14 protein-coding genes and 1 tRNA gene are annotated in these 16,222 nt (G+C 69.5%); 3 read left to right on the top strand and 12 right to left on the bottom strand.

Translation table 11 applies throughout. The features are described from left to right. Nucleotides 1-24: 24 nt before the first annotated feature. The 10 genes from AC0NZN_RS03275 to AC0NZN_RS03230 form a co-directional block, all read right to left on the bottom strand. Nucleotides 25-97: transfer RNA gene (locus tag AC0NZN_RS03275), tRNA-Thr, on the bottom strand. Nucleotides 98-172: 75 nt separating this feature from the next. Next, nucleotides 173-1,645, bottom strand: a complete 1,473-nt coding sequence (locus AC0NZN_RS03270) for an alpha/beta hydrolase (protein WP_474591256.1) — start codon at nucleotides 1,643-1,645, stop codon at nucleotides 173-175. Between the two features lie 77 nt (nucleotides 1,646-1,722). Then, nucleotides 1,723-2,886: a DNA polymerase III subunit delta' gene (locus AC0NZN_RS03265; RefSeq protein ID WP_474590838.1), complete on the bottom strand. Its 1,164-nt coding sequence runs from the start codon at nucleotides 2,884-2,886 to the stop codon at nucleotides 1,723-1,725. Between the two features lie 24 nt (nucleotides 2,887-2,910). After that, nucleotides 2,911-3,540 (bottom strand): dTMP kinase, encoded by a 630-nt coding sequence (gene tmk, locus AC0NZN_RS03260; RefSeq protein ID WP_474590837.1) that lies wholly within the window; start codon nucleotides 3,538-3,540, stop codon nucleotides 2,911-2,913. Beyond that, complete coding sequence (topA, locus tag AC0NZN_RS03255; protein WP_474590836.1) at nucleotides 3,537-6,245, bottom strand: type I DNA topoisomerase; 2,709 nt, start codon at nucleotides 6,243-6,245, stop codon at nucleotides 3,537-3,539. Before topA ends, tmk begins: the two co-directional genes overlap by 4 nt. 81 nt (nucleotides 6,246-6,326) lie before the next feature. After that, a complete protein-coding gene (locus AC0NZN_RS03250) occupies nucleotides 6,327-6,662 on the bottom strand; it encodes an Rv3654c family TadE-like protein (RefSeq protein WP_474590835.1) in 336 nt (111 codons plus the stop codon). Nucleotides 6,663-6,665: 3 nt separating this feature from the next. After that, the gene (locus AC0NZN_RS03245) at nucleotides 6,666-7,046 is read right to left on the bottom strand and encodes a TadE family type IV pilus minor pilin (RefSeq protein ID WP_474590834.1); all 381 of its coding nucleotides are present in this window, start codon (nucleotides 7,044-7,046) and stop codon (nucleotides 6,666-6,668) included. Between the two features lie 7 nt (nucleotides 7,047-7,053). Next, a complete protein-coding gene (locus AC0NZN_RS03240; RefSeq protein ID WP_474590833.1) occupies nucleotides 7,054-7,266 on the bottom strand; it encodes a DUF4244 domain-containing protein in 213 nt (70 codons plus the stop codon). A gap of 49 nt (nucleotides 7,267-7,315) precedes the next feature. Continuing rightward, entirely contained in the window at nucleotides 7,316-8,224 is a 909-nt protein-coding gene (locus AC0NZN_RS03235; protein ID WP_474590832.1) for a type II secretion system F family protein, read from the bottom strand. Then, nucleotides 8,212-9,378: a TadA family conjugal transfer-associated ATPase gene (locus tag AC0NZN_RS03230; protein ID WP_474590831.1), complete on the bottom strand. Its 1,167-nt coding sequence runs from the start codon at nucleotides 9,376-9,378 to the stop codon at nucleotides 8,212-8,214. The genes AC0NZN_RS03235 and AC0NZN_RS03230 overlap by 13 nt, the downstream gene beginning before the upstream one ends. Nucleotides 9,379-9,795: 417 nt before the next feature. Between AC0NZN_RS03230 and acs the strand changes: the two genes are divergently transcribed. Further along, nucleotides 9,796-11,769: an acetate--CoA ligase gene (gene acs, locus AC0NZN_RS03225; RefSeq protein ID WP_474590830.1), complete on the top strand. Its 1,974-nt coding sequence runs from the start codon at nucleotides 9,796-9,798 to the stop codon at nucleotides 11,767-11,769. A gap of 51 nt (nucleotides 11,770-11,820) precedes the next feature. Here acs and AC0NZN_RS03220 read toward each other — a convergent pair whose 3' ends face one another. Then, complete coding sequence (locus tag AC0NZN_RS03220) at nucleotides 11,821-12,291, bottom strand: RidA family protein (protein WP_474590829.1); 471 nt, start codon at nucleotides 12,289-12,291, stop codon at nucleotides 11,821-11,823. Nucleotides 12,292-12,293: 2 nt separating this feature from the next. After that, the gene (locus AC0NZN_RS03215; protein ID WP_474590828.1) at nucleotides 12,294-12,509 is read right to left on the bottom strand and encodes a DUF4177 domain-containing protein; all 216 of its coding nucleotides are present in this window, start codon (nucleotides 12,507-12,509) and stop codon (nucleotides 12,294-12,296) included. 97 nt (nucleotides 12,510-12,606) lie between these two features. Between AC0NZN_RS03215 and AC0NZN_RS03210 the strand changes: the two genes are divergently transcribed. Further along, nucleotides 12,607-15,267, top strand: a complete 2,661-nt coding sequence (locus AC0NZN_RS03210; RefSeq protein ID WP_474590827.1) for a transglycosylase domain-containing protein — start codon at nucleotides 12,607-12,609, stop codon at nucleotides 15,265-15,267. Continuing rightward, nucleotides 15,267-16,196 (top strand): metallophosphoesterase, encoded by a 930-nt coding sequence (locus AC0NZN_RS03205; protein ID WP_474590826.1) that lies wholly within the window; start codon nucleotides 15,267-15,269, stop codon nucleotides 16,194-16,196. The genes AC0NZN_RS03210 and AC0NZN_RS03205 overlap by 1 nt, the downstream gene beginning before the upstream one ends. The last annotated feature ends 26 nt before the right edge of the window (nucleotides 16,197-16,222 follow it).

The following is a 16,222-nucleotide window of genomic DNA, read 5'->3' as shown; positions in this document are numbered from 1 at the left end:
GCCGAGGCGGGGGCTTCGTGTGGGAGCCGCTTTGGGGAATCGAACCCCAGACCTATTCATTACGAGTGAATCGCTCTGCCGACTGAGCTAAAGCGGCCTGTGCTCCGCGCTGCGAGGCACGAGTAACGATCTTACACTGCGGCCGTACGGACACGAAACCGAGCTGGGCCCGTCACCCGCAGCGCAGCCCATCCTTCGGCACGGTCCCCTTGATGAGGTAGGCGTCGATGGCGGTGTCGACGCACGCGTTGCCCTTGTTGTAGCCGGTGTGCCCCTCGCCCACGCGCGTCACAAGCACGCCCGAGGACAGCTGATCGGCCAATGACACCGCCCACGCGTAGGGCGTCGCCGGGTCGTTGGTCGTCCCGACGACGACGATCGGGGCGGCGCCGTTCGCGGCGATCTTCCCGGGCTTGCCCGTCGCCGGGTGCGGCCAGCTGTCGCAGATGTTCACGTCGGGGTTCGACCAGTACGGCGCGATCGTGGGAGCCTTCGCCTTCAGCTCGGCCTGAGCGGCATCCTTCTCCGCCTGCGTCGCGTCATTCGGGTAGTCCATGCACTGGTAGGTGTTGAACGCCTCGAAGAGGTTGTCGCTGTACGTGCCGTCCGAGCTCCGGTTGTAATAGAAGTCCGCGAGCTGGAAGGCGACGTTCGGGTCGCCGGCGAGCACATCCTTGAGCGCTGCGGTGAGGTATTTCCAGCTGTCCTGCGAGTACAGCGCCGCGACGATCCCGGTCATGAGCGAGTCGGCGCCGAGGAAGCGGCCGTCGTCGTTCTTCAGAGGCTTCGCATCCACGCTCGCCAGCAGCGTCCCGAGATCCGCCATCGCATCGTCCACCGTGCCGCGGAACGGGCACCCGCTCTGCCTGAGACAGTCCGCCATGTACGCGCGCAGCGCCGACTCGAAGCCGACGCCCTGCGTGACGCCCGACTGCAGCGACGACACGGATGGATCGACGGCGCCGTCGAGCACGAACCGCCCCACCCGCTCGGGGTAGAGGTCGGCGTATGTCGCGCCCAGCAGCGTGCCGTACGAATAGCCGAGGTAGTCGAGCTTCTTGTCCCCCAGGACCGCCCGCAGGACGTCCATGTCGCGGGCGGCGTTCTCGGTCGTGATGTACTTCAGGATCCCGGTGCTGTTCTTGTCGCAGGCATCGGCGAACCTCTTGTTGTTCGCCTGCAGCTGCGCGTCCCACGTGGCGCTGCCGCGCGTTCCGCTCGGGATGTCGAACAGGTACGAGTCCATGTCCTTCGCGTCGAGGCACACGACCGATGTCGATGCGCCAACGCCGCGCGGGTCGAATCCGACCACGTCGTAGGCGTTCTCCACCGACTTGTCGACGGCCGTGCTCATGCCGTCGCGCACGAACTGCACGCCGCTCTCCCCCGGGCCGCCGGGGTTGGTGACGAGCGACCCGATTCGGGACGATGACGGCGCGAGGTGCCGGATCAGCGCCAGCTTCAGGTCGGCCTTCGACGGGTTCTGCCAGTCGAGCGGGACCTTGATGTCCGCGCACTCGAAGCCCTGGCCGCACGACGTCCAGTCCACGTGCTGGCCGTAGTACGGCAGCAGATCGTCCGAGATCCCGGCCGTGTCGGGGGACGCCGTGACGCCCTTCGTCGGCGCTGCCTCCGACGGGATCATCGAGTACAGACATCCCGACAGGGCGATGGATGCAGCGGCCAGGCCGGCGATGATCGCCAGCACTCGGGTTCGTGTTCTCACAGCGTCCTCCCGCTCGCGACGGTCACGAGCAGACTCTCCAGGGCAAGGGCGGGGGCGACGTTCTGCTCGAGATTGCGGCGCGTCAGCGCGATCTTGTCGAGCACGGTCAGGGTGCGCTGCGGGCTCCATGACCCGGCGAGCGTCTCGAGCTCGGGTGCGAGCTCGGCGTTCACGAGGTCGTGACGGCCGTACTGCAGGACGACGACGTCGCGGAACATCGACTGCAGGTCGGTGAGCACGCGGTCGATGCCGTCGCGGAGGCTGCGCGTCGCGCGCCGCTTCTGCTCCTCCTCGAGGGCGTTCAGCTGCGAGCGGACCGCGGGCGGCACGGCCGCTCCCTCGGCGACGCCGACCATGCGCAGCAGCTCCGCACGCTCGGCCTCGTTGCGCTCGAGGGTCAGGGCGTCGGCGTCATCCTTCGCGGCCTTGGCGATCTCGCCGGCCACATCGACCGCGTCACCGACGCCGCGTACGCGGAGGACGCCGCGCAGGGTGAGATCGCGGCGGTCGCGGGCCGCGGCATCCGTCGCCAGACGCTGGGCCATGCCGATGTGCCGCTGCGCGTGACGGGCCGACTGCTCGGCGACGAGGGGGTCGGCTCCCGTGCGCTGCACGATGAGGGAGGCGACGTCGGCGACCTCCGGCTCGCGCAGGCGCAGCGTCCGCACGCGCGAGCGGATCGTCGGCAGCAGATCGGCGTCGCTCGGCGCGCAGAGCACCCACACGGTGCGCTCGGGCGGCTCCTCGAGGGCCTTCAGGAGGACGTTGGAGGTGCGCTCGGTCATGCGGTCGGCGTCCTCCATCACGATGACGCGGTAGCGGCCGAGGGACGGCGCGAAGTAGGAGCGCTCGACGAGGGCGCGCGCATCCTTGATGGAGATGATGACACCCTCGGTGCGCAGCGCCGTGAGGTCGGGATGCGTGCCCGAGAGGACCTGGTGCATCGTCCGCTCGTCGCCCTCCTCGGCGATGAGGGCGGCGGCGAACGCGTGCGCGAGCGTCGAGCGACCGGAGCCTGGCGGACCGGTGATCAGCCACGCATGCGTGAGGTTCGCGGGGTCGGATGCGGCGGCCGACAGCTGCGCGACAGCATCGGCCTGCCCCCACACCTCGCCCCACGGCAGCGTGGAAGGCGCGGTCGCGGGGGCCGTGGCATCCATGCTGTCCACCCTAAACGGGGCCGCCTACACGCCCGATGTGAGCAAGGTCTCGATTCGGTCGCGGACCGCGGCGGCGAGCTCCCCCGGAGGGGCGGATGCATCGAGCACGAGGAAGCGCTCCGGCTCCGCCGCGGCGAGCCCCAGGAAGGCTTCGCGCACTCGGCCGTGGAATTCCGCCTGCTCGGCCTCCAGCCGGTCGAAGGGCTTGGCGTCGGCGTCGAGGCGATGCCGGGCGACGTCATGATCGAGGTCGAGAAGGACGGTGAGGTCGGGCAGCAGCCCCTCGGCAGCCCACACCGACAGCCCCCGGACGTCGTCGGCGCCGAGCACACGACCCGTGCCCTGGTAGGCGACGGACGAGTCGAGGTAGCGGTCCTGGATGACGATCTCGCCGCGCTCGAGCGCCGGCCGGACCACCGTGGCGACGTGGTGCGCTCGATCCGCCGCGTACAGCAGCGCCTCGGCGCGCGGGGCGATCTCGCCGCGGTGATGCAGGACGATGTCGCGGATCAGCTCGCCGACCTCCGTTCCGCCCGGCTCGCGCGTGCGCAGCACGGTGTGGCCGGCGGCCGTCAGCCACTCTTCGAGCAACCGCGCCTGCGTCGACTTGCCGACCCCGTCGCCACCCTCGAACGTGACGAAGAGACCCGTCACTTCTTCGTGCTCTTCGCAGGCGTGCGCGTCGTGCGGGTCGTGCGCTTGGGTGCCGGCCCCTTCGCGCGCTTGTCCGCGAGCAGCTGGACCGCCCGGTCGAACGTCACCTCCATCGCGTCCTCGCCGCGGGGGATCGTCGCGTTCGTCGTGCCGTCCGTGACGTAGGGGCCGAAGCGGCCGTCCTTGAGCTTGATCGGCTTGCCGCTGACCGGGTCGTTGTCGAACTCCTTGAGCGCGCTCGACGCCCGGCGGGCCCCGTACTTCGGCTCGGCGAAGCGCGCGAGCGCCTGGTCGAGTGTGATGGTGAAGATCTGGTCCTCGCCGTCGAGCGAGCGCGAGTCCGTGCCCTTCTTGACGTAGGCGCCGTAGCGCCCGTTCTGGGCGGTGATCGGCTCACCCGACTCCGGGTCGGTGCCGACGGTACGCGGCAGGTCGAGGAGCTTGAGGGCCGTGTCCAGGTCGATGGTGTCGACCGACATCGTCTTGAAGAGGGATGCCGTCCGCGGCTTCGGCGCGGCCGCCTTCTTGGCCGTGCGCTTCTTCGGGGCGTCCTCGATCTCGCCGGTCTCGCGGTCTGCGGCGTCCGGATCGACCGGATCCTCCTCCTGCACATAGGGCCCGAATCGGCCGTCCTTCACGACGACGATCTTGCCGTTGGCCGGGTTCTCGCCGAGGACGCGGTCGCCGGCGACGGGGGCGTCGATCAGCTCCTGGGCCCGCGCCGCCGTCAGCTCGTCCGGCGCGAGGTCATCCGGGACGTTGACCCGGCGCGGCGTGGCGTCGGGGTGCTGCGGGTCCGACACCTCGAGGTACGGGCCGTACTTGCCGAAGCGCAGGGTCGCGACGTCGCTGATGCGCGTCGAGTTGAGCTCGCGGGCGTCGATCTCGCCGAGGTTGTCGACGACGGTGCGCAGGCCCACCTGGGAATCGGAACCGAAGTAGAAGTCCTGCAGCCACGCGACGCGCTGCTGCTCACCGCGGGCGATCGCGTCGAGGTCGTCTTCGAGCGCTGCCGTGAAGTCGTAGTCGACGAGATCGGCGAAGTGCTGCTCGAGAAGACGCACAACGCTGAAGGCGAGCCAGCTCGGAACGAGCGCCTGACCCTTCTTCGTGACGTAGCCGCGGTCGAGGATCACATCGATGATGCTGGCGAACGTCGACGGACGGCCGATGCCCTTCTCCTCCAGCGCCTTCACGAGGCTCGCCTCCGTGTAGCGGGGCTTCGGAGTCGTCGTGTGGCCCTTTGGCTCGACCTCGCGCATCCGGATCTCGTCGCCGATCGCGAGCTGTGGCAGCGACTGGTCGTCCGAGCGATCCGCATCGCTGCGCTTCTCGTCCTTGCCTTCCTCGTAGGCCTCCAGGAAGCCTTTGAAGGTGTAGACGGTGCCGGATGCGGTGAACTCGGCGAGCTCGCCGGCGGCGTCGACCGCGAGCGTGATGGTCGTCGTCTCGTACTTCGCGTCGGCCATCTGGCTGGCGACCGTGCGCTTCCAGATCAGGTCGAAGAGCCGCAGCTCGTCACGATCGAGCTCGCCGGACACCTGCGAGGGCGTGCGGAACTCCTCGCCCGACGGGCGGATCGCCTCGTGCGCCTCCTGCGCGTTCTTGCTGTTGCTGCGGTACACACGGGGATTCAGCGGCACGGCCTTCTCGCCATAGAGCTTCACGGCCTGCGCTCTCGCCGCCTGCACCGCCTGCGTGCTCAGGGCGGTCGAGTCGGTGCGCATATAAGTGATGAAGCCCTTCTCGTAGAGACGCTGGGCGACGCTCATCGCGTGCTTCGCGCTCATCGAGAGCTTGCGGCCCGCCTCCTGCTGCATGGTCGAGGTCGTGAAGGGTGCTCGCGGGCTGCGCGTGCCGGGCTTCGCCTCGACGTTGGTGACGGATGCGAGGCCCACGGCCTCGACGGCGGCGGCGAGCGCACGCGCCCGCTGCTCGTCCAAGACGAGCACCGCCCGCTTCAGCACACCGGCGTCGTCGAAGTCGGTGCCGCGGGCGAGCGGGGCGCCGCCGACGCGGGCCAGGCGCGAGGTGAACGAGCTCTCCGCGTCGGGATCGCCGGGCGACCGCTTGACGGCGAGCGCTTCGAGGTCCCAGTATCCGGCAGGGACGAATGCCATGCGCTCGCGCTCGCGGTCGACGACGAGTCGCGTCGCGGCGGACTGCACACGACCGGCGGATGTGCCCTGCTGCACCTTCATCCACAGCACCGGCGACACGTCCCACCCGTACAGGCGGTCCAGGATGCGCCGGGTCTCCTGCGCGTCGACGAGGGCGAGATCGAGCTCGCGCGTGTTGTCGACGGCGGCACGGATCGCGTCCTTGGTGATCTCATGGAACACCATGCGCTTCACGGGGACCTTGGGCTTCAGCACCTGCAGCAGGTGCCATGCGATGGCTTCGCCCTCGCGGTCCTCATCTGTCGCGAGGAGGACCTCGTCGGCATCCTTCAGCGCACGCTTGAGCTCCGCGACGGTCTTCGTCTTGCGGGCGTTGACGACGTAATAGGGGTCGAACCCGTTGTCGATGTCGATCGAGTACTTGCCATACGCGGCCTTCTTCTCGGCCGGGATGTCCTTCTTGTCGGCCAGGTCGCGGATGTGGCCGACGGAGCTCAGCACCTCGTAGCCGTCTCCCAGATAGCCCTGGATGGACTTCATCTTGGTGGGCGACTCGACGATGACGAGCTTCTTGCCTTGTGCCACGGGTTCCCCTCTTCTGTCGAAGCACACCATACACACGAGTTCCTGGGAGCGGCACAGCCGTTCGCTCAGCGGGAACCTGCATCATCGCGCGTCGGGCGGGCCCGCGCGCGCCGACGCACGTGCCGCCAGGGCGCCGAACGGCACCCGCACGGACACCGTCGCGATCAGTCCATCGACGTCGCACGCGGTGAGCTGCGCACCCGCGCGCTCGGCCACGCGCTGCGCGAGGACGCACGACGAGTCCTCTCCCGGGACGGCGACGGCTCCGGATGCCACGTCCGCCGCTGCCAGAGCCGCCGCGTCCGCCGCGGAGGCCGCCCGCTGGCCCGTCGCCGACGCTGCGCCCACCGCCGCGAGACCGAGACCGAGCGCGGCGGACACCCCGAGCACCCCCACGACAAGCACCGTTCCAGCCATCGGTCAGCCGTCCGACGGTGCGGCGCCGGGCACCGCGCTCTCGGCGCCGTCATCCCACGCCGCCTCGTCCAGCGCGCACGAACGCGCGCGCAGCTCGACGCCGATGAGCGGCGCTCCGGCCGGCGCGGTGGCGGTGACGCAGACGAGCCCGGCATCGCGGGAGACGGATGCCGTCCCGCCGACGTCGACGACCAGCGCCGCACCTCGGTCGGCCTCGCCGCGGCCGGCGAGACGGGCGGCGTCGGCGGCCGCATCCTGCAGCCTGACCTGATGCCCGCACGCCGCGAGGATCGTCGCACCGAGAGCGAGGACCAGCACCGCCGCCGGCAGGGCGATCGCGAACTCGGCCGTGACCGATCCGCGGTCGCCCAGCCGGACGCTCATGCTCCGCTCATGCCACGGTGAGCGCGCGGCGCACGAGGTCGGTGAGGATTCCGCGCACCTCGTCGCTGCGCATGATGACGACGAGGAGTCCCGCGAAGGCGACGGCAGCCATCGTCGCGACAGCGTATTCGGCGGTCGCGGCTCCGGTCTCGTCGCCGAACAGCTGTGCAGCGCGGCGCCGCGTCAGCGGAACCGGTGCGGTCGGGTGGGTCTTGGGCATTGCTCTTCCTTTCGGTCGTGGGCACTGAAGGGTCTGGAACTGCGGCACGTCAGAGGTCGATCGAGGTGGTGCCGAGAACGCTCAGCAGCATGGGCGCGACGCCCAGCAGCAGGAACGCGGGCAGCGTGCACACCCCGAGCGGAACAAGCAGGTGCGATGCGAGCTTCGCGGCACGCAGCCGCCCCTCGGTGCGCGCTCGATGCCGGGCGAGAACCGCTGACGCGCGCAGCAGCTCGACCGCGGGAACGCCGGCATCCCGCGACAGCGCGAGGATGTCGGCATCCGCGTGAGCAGCATCGCCCGATGCCGGCTCATCGATACCCGCAGACGCCACCGCGGTCCCGACGATCTCCCGCGCGCGCTCGACCGACACGCCGCCGCGCAGCGCGATCGCGCTGAGCTCGGCGCGCAGTCCCGGCACCCCCTCGGGGGCGGTCGCCCGGCGGACGAGGCGCGCCGACCAGCGCCGCGCCCCCACCATGCAGAGCAGGCCCGCAATCGCGCACAGCCAGCCGGCGGGGCTGCCCGCGAGGACGGAGACGGTGTCGAACCCGAGGGCGGAGCCGAGGGCGAGGGCCACCAGAGGCAGCCACGCCATGAGCCGCGCCGTGCCCGCGGGCTCGGCGAGGGTGACGCGCACCTGGTCCGCCGTCTCCTGCGCGTCACGAAGCGCCGCCGCGATCGCGCGGAGGCTGTCGGCGAGCGGGGCTCCGACTGCGGCCGACACGGCCCATGCCGCCCCCACCGCGCGCCACGCCCCGCCGAGCTCGGCGATCGCCGCTGGGGAGAGGGGCTCCGCGGCCGCGCCGGCGCGGACGTGCGGCCACGCCCGCGCAGCGGGCACGCCGGCCTCGAGCAGCACTGCGAGCCGCAGCACAGCATCGGCGGTCTCGGCATCCCGTTCGCGTCTCTCGGTTCGCCCGCGACCGAACAGGCGCGCACCGCTCAGTCGGGACACGGCACCTCCTCGATCGCGAGCCGGTCGCCGTCGAGCGCCGGTCGGCCCATGCCCACGAGACGGCGTCGGCCCGATGCGTCCCGTTCCACATGCAGGACCCAGCCGATCGCGCTGACGACCTGCCGGGCGAGGGCGCGATCGTCGAGCCCTGCGAGCGCTCCCAGAGCTTCGAGCCGCGCCGCCACGTCGCGGATGCCGTTGGCGTGCACCGTGCCCGCTCCCCCGTCGTGCCCGGTGTTGAGCGCGGAGAGGAGGTCGCGCACCTCCTCTCCACGACACTCGCCGAGCACGAGCCGGTCCGGACGCATCCGCAGGGCCTCGCGGACGAGGCGCGCGAGCCCCACCCCACCGACGCCCTCGAGATTCGGCTGTCGGGACTCGAGCCGCACGTGATGCGGGTGGTCGATGCGCAGCTCGGCGACGTCCTCGATCGTCAGGATGCGATCGGTGGAGGCCGCGCTCCCGAGCAGCGCCGCGAGCAGCGTGGTCTTGCCCGCGCCGGCGGCGCCCGTGACGAGGAGGTTCTGACGGGATTCGACGAGCTCCCGCAGGACGGCGCCCGTACGCGGTCCGAACATCCCGCGTCCCTGCAGCTCGTCGAGGACCGCACGGCCGAGTCGCGGGATCCGCAGCGAGACCAGCGTGCCGTCGGGCGAGATCGGCGGCAGGACCGCGTGCACGCGGATTCCGTCCTGCAGACGGACGTCGACGCACGGCGAGCTGTCATCGACATGCCGGCCGCCGAGGGAGATCAGGGAGACCGCGAGAGCGCGCACATCCGACTCGCTGGCGCGCCAGCGCGTGTCGCGCTCGGCGCCGTGACCGCGGTCGACGTACAGGCCGTCGGCTCCGTTGACGAAGATGTCGGTGACCTCGGGATCATCGAGCCAGACCGCGAGGGGCGCGAGCGCGGGATGGCGGGATGGGGGCGGGGACGGCGCATCCGCCACGGGCTCGAGAGGTGCGCGCTCCGCACGAACGGGGATGAAGGCCAGCCCCGCGGGGAACGGATCCTCGGCCGCGGGGCGCGGACGCCAGGGCTCGTGCTCGCGGGATGCGCGAGCGAGCGGCTGGATCGAGAGGGGCCGCGGCACGACGGCGGGGCGCGGCGCGTTCGACCCGGGGCGAGGGACGACGACGAACGGAGCGGACATGTGGACGACGGTAGGTTCCGCAGAGACCACGACGCCCCCGCCTCCGCCCGCCGGTGGACACGGATACAGGGCATCCGGTTGGGGAGGAGAGACGAATGGGAGCGTGCCCAAAAAAGGTGGGCGGCATCCCATGGGGGGAATGGGATGCCGCCACGCGCAGCGCCCGAATCGGGGGGGGTTTACCGGGAGCTGCAATGCCAGAATCGATGTTCGGCCGGAGTCGAGCTTACGCAACATTCGGCAACCGTCCAAACGATTTCCCAGCTCGCCGGTGATATATCGGCTATCGATCCGGTGAGAGTGCCACCCACTATCGGAGGTAGTCGGCTGTGAACCGCGGGGTTAGAGTGACCCCGTCCCCGCACGACGGCCCCCGTCCGCGGCATCCCCCGGTTCCGCCCGCGAAGGAGCGTGCTCATGAGCAGCCAGATCGACCATCTCCTCGACGAATCCCGACGATTCGCGCCGAGCGCCGAGTTCGCCGCCGAGGCGATCGCCACCGAGGAGCTGTACAAGCGCGCCAAGGCCGACCGCCTCGGCTTCTGGGCCGACGAATCGCGCGAGCTGCTGACCTGGTCGAAGCCCTTCACCCAGACCCTCGACTGGTCGAACCCCCCGTTCGCGACCTGGTTCGCGGACGGCGAGCTGAACGTCGCCTACAACTGCCTCGATCGCCATGTCGAGGCCGGCAACGGGGACCGGGTCGCCTTGCTGTGGGAGGGCGAGCCGGGCGATTCGCGACGCATCACCTATGCGGAGCTGACCGATGAGGTCAAGCGGGTCGCGAACGTCCTGACAGACCTCGGCATCGGTGCGGGCGACCGCGTCGCGATCTACCTCCCGATGATCCCCGAGGCCGTCGCCGCGATGCTCGCCGTCGTCCGCGTCGGTGCGATCCACTCCGTCGTCTTCGGCGGCTTCTCGGCCGACAGCCTCCGTGCGCGCATCGACGATGCGGGCGCCAAGCTCGTGATCACCGCCGACGGCGGCTACCGCAAGGGCAAGGTCTCGGCGCTGAAGCCCGCCGTCGACATGGCGCTCGCCGATCGCAACGGATCGGGCGTCCAGGAGACCGTGGAGCACGTGCTGGTCGTCAAGCGCGGCGGCAACGACGTGGAGTGGACCGCGGGCCGCGACGTCTGGTGGCACGAGGTCGTGCCGCAGGCGTCTGCCGAGCACGAGGCGCGCGGCTTCCCCGCCGAGAACCCGCTGTTCATCCTCTATACGTCGGGGACGACCGGGAAGCCCAAGGGCATCCTCCACACGTCCGGCGGCTACCTCACCCAGGCCGCACTCACCCACAAGTACGTGTTCGACCTGCACCCCGAGACCGACGTCTACTGGTGCACGGCCGACATCGGGTGGATCACCGGCCACTCCTACGTCGTCTACGGTCCGCTCGCCAACGGCGCGACGCAGGTGCTGTACGAGGGCACACCCGACACGCCGCATCCCGGCCGGTGGTGGGAGGTCGTCGAGAAGTACGGCGTCACAATCCTCTACACGGCGCCGACGGCCATCCGCTCGTTCATGAAGATCGGCCGCTCGGTGCCGAAGAAGTTCGACCTCTCGAGCCTGCGGCTGCTCGGCTCGGTGGGTGAGCCGATCAACCCGGAGGCGTGGATCTGGTACCGCAAGGTCATCGGCGACGATCGCACCCCCGTCGTCGACACCTGGTGGCAGACCGAGACCGGCGCGATCATGGTCTCCGCCCTCCCGGGCATCACCGAGACCAAGCCCGGCTCGGCGCAGGTCGCCCTCCCCGGGATCTCGATCGACGTCGTGGACGATGCCGGCGTGCACGTCGGCAACGGCAACGGCGGGCTCCTGGTCATCACCGAGCCGTGGCCCAGCATGCTCCGCGGAATCTGGGGAGACCCCGACCGCTACGTCCAGACGTACTGGGAGAAGTTCGCCGACAAGGGCGGCTACTACTTCGCGGGCGATGGCGCTCGACTGGACGACGACGGCGACGTGTGGCTGCTCGGTCGAGTGGACGACGTCATGAACGTGTCCGGCCACCGCCTCTCGACAGCCGAGATCGAGTCGGCGCTCGTGGCGCACGAGGCCACGGCCGAGGCCGCCGTCGTCGGCGCCTCGGACGAGACCACGGGCCAGGCGGTGGTGGCGTTCGTCATCATCAAGGAGAGCTACCTCTCGGAGCACACGCCGGAGGGCCTCGCCACACACCTGCGCATCTGGGTCAGCGAGCAGATCGGCCCGATCGCCCGCCCCCGCGACGTCTACATCGTGGGTGAGCTGCCGAAGACCCGCTCAGGCAAGATCATGCGGCGTCTGCTGCGCGACGTCGCGGAAGGCCGCGAGGTCGGCGACACCACCACCCTCGCCGACACCGCGGTCATGTCGGTGATCAGCGCCCAGGTGAAGTAGTCCGAGACGCAGAACGCCCCCGCCTCGGCGGGGGCGTTCTGCGTAGGAACGTCAGACGGCGACCGTGAAGACGACCTCGACCTCGACCGGGCTGTCGAGCGGCAGCACGGGCACGCCGACAGCGGAGCGCGCGTGGCGGCCGGCATCCCCGAACACATCGCCCAGCAGCTCGCTGGCGCCGTTGATGACGCCCGGCTGCCCCGTGAACTCGGGGATGGATGCGACGAACCCGGTGACCTTGAGCACTCCGGTGAGGTTGTCGACTCCCCCGACGACGGATGCGGCGGCGGCGATCGCGTTGAGCGCGCTCAGCCGCGCGTACTCCCGCGCGTCGGTGGGAGCGATCTGGTGGGAGCCCTCGCCGACCTTGCCGGTTGCGGGGAGAACTCCGGCCACCAGGGGCAGCTGTCCGGCGGTGTAGACGAGGTCGCCGTGCCGCTTCGCGGGCACGTAGGCGCCCGCGGGGGTCGCGACCGTCGGCAGGTCGATGCCGAGCTGGGCGAGGTTCTCAGAGACGGTCATGGTCAGTTCCCTTCGAACTGCGTGGCGGCCTGGGCCGCGGCATCCAGTCCCGCATTCGCGGCGCCACCGCCGACCGGGCGCTTCAAGTAGGCGACGAGCCCGCCCTCGGGACCCGTCACGACCTGGACGAGCTCCCAGCCCTGCTTGCCCCAGTTGTTGAGGATGGCGGCGGTGTTGTGGATGAGCAGAGGGGTCGTGAGGTATTCCCACGTGATCATGAGGGGCTCCTAGCCTTCGGTCCCCGAGCCTGTCGAGGGGCGGAAAACGGGGCCGTGCGTCAGTCTTCGCACAGGTAGCTCCCCTACGATCAACCCTATGCCTGAATCGAAACGGACGGGTACTGGCGTGCTCGGGGGCCTCGCGGGACTCGTCGGCCTGAGTGCGGTGGCCGGCATCCTGGTCGCGACTGCGGTCACCCCCGCCATCGCGGTGACGGGAGCCGCCACGTCGAACGCGATCACGATGTTCGACAACCTGCCTGCTTCGCTCAACATCCAAGCGCTGATGGTGCCGACAACGCTCTACGCGAAGGACCCGAACACGGGCCAGTACGTGGAGATGACCAAGTTCTACGACCAGAACCGCAATCCGGTGAAGTACGACCAGATCGCACCCGTGATGTACGACGCCCTCCTCTCGAGTGAGGACCCGCGATACTACCAGCACGGCGGCATCGACATGATGGGCACGGCCCGCGCCATCCTGTCCAACATCAAGGGCGGCGCGAACACCCAGGGCGGTTCGTCGATCAGCCAGCAGTACGTGAAGAACGTGCTGGTCCAGCAGTGCTACAGCACGGTCGACCAGACCGATTACAAGAAGGACAAGAAGTCCTCGGCCGAGGACAAGCGCGCAGCGGCGCTCCAGCAGTGCTATACGGATGCGACGAACTCATCGGGCCCCGCTGGCATCCAGCGCAAGCTCCAGGAGATGCGCTACGCGATCGCGCTCGAGCAGAAGTACTCGAAGAAGGAGATCCTGCTCGGCTACATGAACATCGCCAACTTCGGCGGCACGACATACGGTGTGGACGCGGCTGCGCAGCGGTACTTCGGCATCCCCGCAAGCCAGCTGAACATCTCTCAGGCGGCGATCCTCGCCGGCATGGTGCAGAACCCCAACCTCTACCGCATCGACCTGCCCGACAGCAAGGCGAACGGTTCTGCCAACCACTACGCCGAGACGAAGAAGCGCGAGTCGTATGTCCTCGGACGTATGAAGCATGACGGCAAGATCACGCAGGCGCAGTACGACGAGGCGATCAAGGCGCCGATCGATCCGCACATCACGACGCCGACCACCGGGTGCCAGGCCGCCGGCAGCGCCGCATACTTCTGCCAGTACGTGGTCTCCGTCATCCAGAACGACCCCGCTTTCGGGTCCACGTCGCAGGAGCGCCAGGCCGCCTTGCGGCAGGGCGGCCTCAAGATCTACACGACCCTGGACTGGCGCCTGCAGAACGCCGCCCAAGATCAGTTGACGAAGTCGGCGCCCGCCACCGTCAACAAGGACTGGACCTATGGTTCGGTCATCACGAACGAGGAGACGAGCACGGGCCGCGTCCTGTCCATGGCGCAGAACACCACGTTCTCGAATGATCCGAGCCCGCAGCCGGGTCAGACCAGCGTCAACTACGCGGCCGACTGGAAGTACGGCGGATCCAGCGGCTTCCAGCCGGGATCGACGTTCAAGCTGTTCACGCTGCTCGATTGGCTCGAACAGGGCCACTCGCTGAACGAAACGCTCAACGGCACCTTGAACGTCATCAGGAACTTCAAGAACTCGTGCACCGGCAATATCACCGGAACGAAGATCCAGAACTACGGCGGTGGCAGCGCTGGCGGCTATGTGGGAACGCCGATGCGGTTCACGAGAGACTCGCTCAACACCGGCTTCTTCGCCATGGCGGCGAAGCTCGACCTCTGCGATATCGCAAAGGACGCCGCGAAACTCGACGTGAAGAACGCGAAGGCCGACCCCAACACGCACAGCGACGCCATCCAGATGGCAGTCCAGAACTCGATCATCGGCAACGCGCAGAACGTGTCCCCCGTGACGATGATGAGCGCCTTCGCGGCCGTCGCCAACGGCGGAGTGCAGTGCACCCCCAAGCTGATCGACAAGGTCACGGACTCGGCGGGCAACGACCGGCCCATCCCGCAGACCACGTGCACTCAGAAGGTCGACCCGCAGATCGCCGCGACCGCGGCATACGCACTGCAGGGCGTCATGAACTCCGGCGGCACCGGTTCGCTCGGAAACGCCGGCGACGGAACCCCCGTCATGGGCAAGACCGGTACCAACGAGGGCACCCAGACCTGGCTCATCCAGTCGAGCACGGCGGTGACCACCGCGGTGTGGTCGGGCGTGGCGAACGGCCAGGACAAGGCCGATGCGAACGTCACCAAGACGCGCAACAGCCACGGCGTTGCGCTGAACCAGATCCGCTACTCGATGTCCAAGGCCGTGCAGAAGGTCGCGAACCAGCTGTACAAGGGGGCGAAGTTCCCGGCCCCCGACCAGGATCTGTTGAAGACCGTCATGGTCGACCTGCCCAACGTCGTGGGCATGACCCAGGATCAGGCGACCCAGACGCTGCAGGATGCCGGCTTCGATGTCCAGGTCGGTCAGCCGGTCCCGTCGAACCTCCCGCAGAACACGGTCGCCGCACAGAACCCGGGCGCCGGCAAGACGGCCTCGGGGACGACGGTCACGATCTCACTGAGCACCGGCACGGGCGCCACGATTCCGGTGGACATCATCGGCAAGAAGCTCAGCGATGCTCAGGCCGAACTGCAGCAGGCCGGCTTCACCAAGGTCAACCCGCAGTGCGTGGCGACACCCGGCGGCCAGGGCACGGTCCTCACCTCCGATCCGGCTCCGGGCACAGCGGCAGACACGAGCCAGACCGTCACCCTGACTTACCAGAAGGACAAGTGCGGTGGCGGCCCCGGCGGAGGCGGGGGCAACGGCTGATGCCCTCCCCTGCACGCACCGCCCTCGCCGCTCTCGGAGCGGTGGGGGCGGTCGGTGTCGGCGCCGCAGTGTGGGGCATCGGCATCGAGCGCTACCTCTTCACGATCCGTCGCCATGAGCTGCGCATCCTTCCCGGCGGCGCCGATCCGATCCGCGTCCTGCACATCTCCGACGCCCACATGGCGCCGTGGCAGCACCGCAAGCAGGACTGGATCGCGTCCCTCGCCGGCCTCCGCCCCGACGTCATCGTCAACACGGGCGACAACCTGGGCCACGCGAAGGGGCTGGAGGGACTGCGCCGTGCTTTCGCACCGCTGCGCGGCATCCCCGGCGTCTTCGTGCACGGATCGAACGACCACGCCGCGCCTGCGCCGCGGAACCCGCTGCTCTACTTCGCCGGGCCGTCGAAGATCAAGCGCGCGCCCGAGCCGCTCGACACCGACGCCCTCGACGACTACCTGACCGACGACCTCGGCTGGCGTCCGCTCAACAACACGGCGACGACGATGGATGCCGCGGGCCTCCGCATCGCCGCCTTCGGCGTCAGCGACGCCCATCGTCACTGGGACAAGCTCGACGTGCTGCCGGGGGCGCTCGCATCCCTCGATCTGTCCGATGTGGAGCTCACGCTCGGCGTGACGCACGCGCCCTACCAGCGCGTGCTGAACGACTTCATCGACCTCGGTGCCGACGCGCTCTTCGGCGGGCACACGCACGGCGGCCAGGTGCGCATCCCGGGCTCCTCGAAGGCGCTCGTGGCGAACTGCGACATCCCGCTCGACCAGGCGCGCGGCCTGTCGACCTGGTCGCACGGCGGCCGCACGGTGCCGCTCAACGTGAGCGCCGGCATCGGCCACTCGATCTACGCGCCGGTGCGATTCGGATGCCGCCCTGAGGCGTCGCTGATCACGCTCCTCCCCCGCCGCTGAGGTCAGCTCTCACGCAAACGTGACCC

The sequence above is a fragment of the Microbacterium sp. sgz311019 genome (genome assembly GCF_056135325.1).
This window is presented reverse-complemented; position numbering and strand designations above follow the sequence as displayed.

Coding starts and splice junctions, on each gene's coding strand:
- AC0NZN_RS03245 (WP_474590834.1), bottom strand. CDS start 7,046: ATGAGCGTCCGGCTGGGCGACCGCGGATCGGTCACGGCCGAGTTCGCG.
- AC0NZN_RS03265 (WP_474590838.1), bottom strand. CDS start 2,886: ATGGATGCCACGGCCCCCGCGACCGCGCCTTCCACGCTGCCGTGGGGC.
- AC0NZN_RS03215 (WP_474590828.1), bottom strand. CDS start 12,509: ATGATCACGTGGGAATACCTCACGACCCCTCTGCTCATCCACAACACC.
- AC0NZN_RS03240 (WP_474590833.1), bottom strand. CDS start 7,266: ATGCCCAAGACCCACCCGACCGCACCGGTTCCGCTGACGCGGCGCCGC.
- AC0NZN_RS03270 (WP_474591256.1), bottom strand. CDS start 1,645: ATGATCCCGTCGGAGGCAGCGCCGACGAAGGGCGTCACGGCGTCCCCC.
- AC0NZN_RS03205 (WP_474590826.1), top strand. CDS start 15,267: ATGCCCTCCCCTGCACGCACCGCCCTCGCCGCTCTCGGAGCGGTGGGG.
- AC0NZN_RS03220 (WP_474590829.1), bottom strand. CDS start 12,291: ATGACCGTCTCTGAGAACCTCGCCCAGCTCGGCATCGACCTGCCGACG.
- acs (WP_474590830.1), top strand. CDS start 9,796: ATGAGCAGCCAGATCGACCATCTCCTCGACGAATCCCGACGATTCGCG.
- AC0NZN_RS03230 (WP_474590831.1), bottom strand. CDS start 9,378: ATGTCCGCTCCGTTCGTCGTCGTCCCTCGCCCCGGGTCGAACGCGCCG.
- AC0NZN_RS03210 (WP_474590827.1), top strand. CDS start 12,607: ATGCCTGAATCGAAACGGACGGGTACTGGCGTGCTCGGGGGCCTCGCG.
- AC0NZN_RS03250 (WP_474590835.1), bottom strand. CDS start 6,662: ATGGCTGGAACGGTGCTTGTCGTGGGGGTGCTCGGGGTGTCCGCCGCG.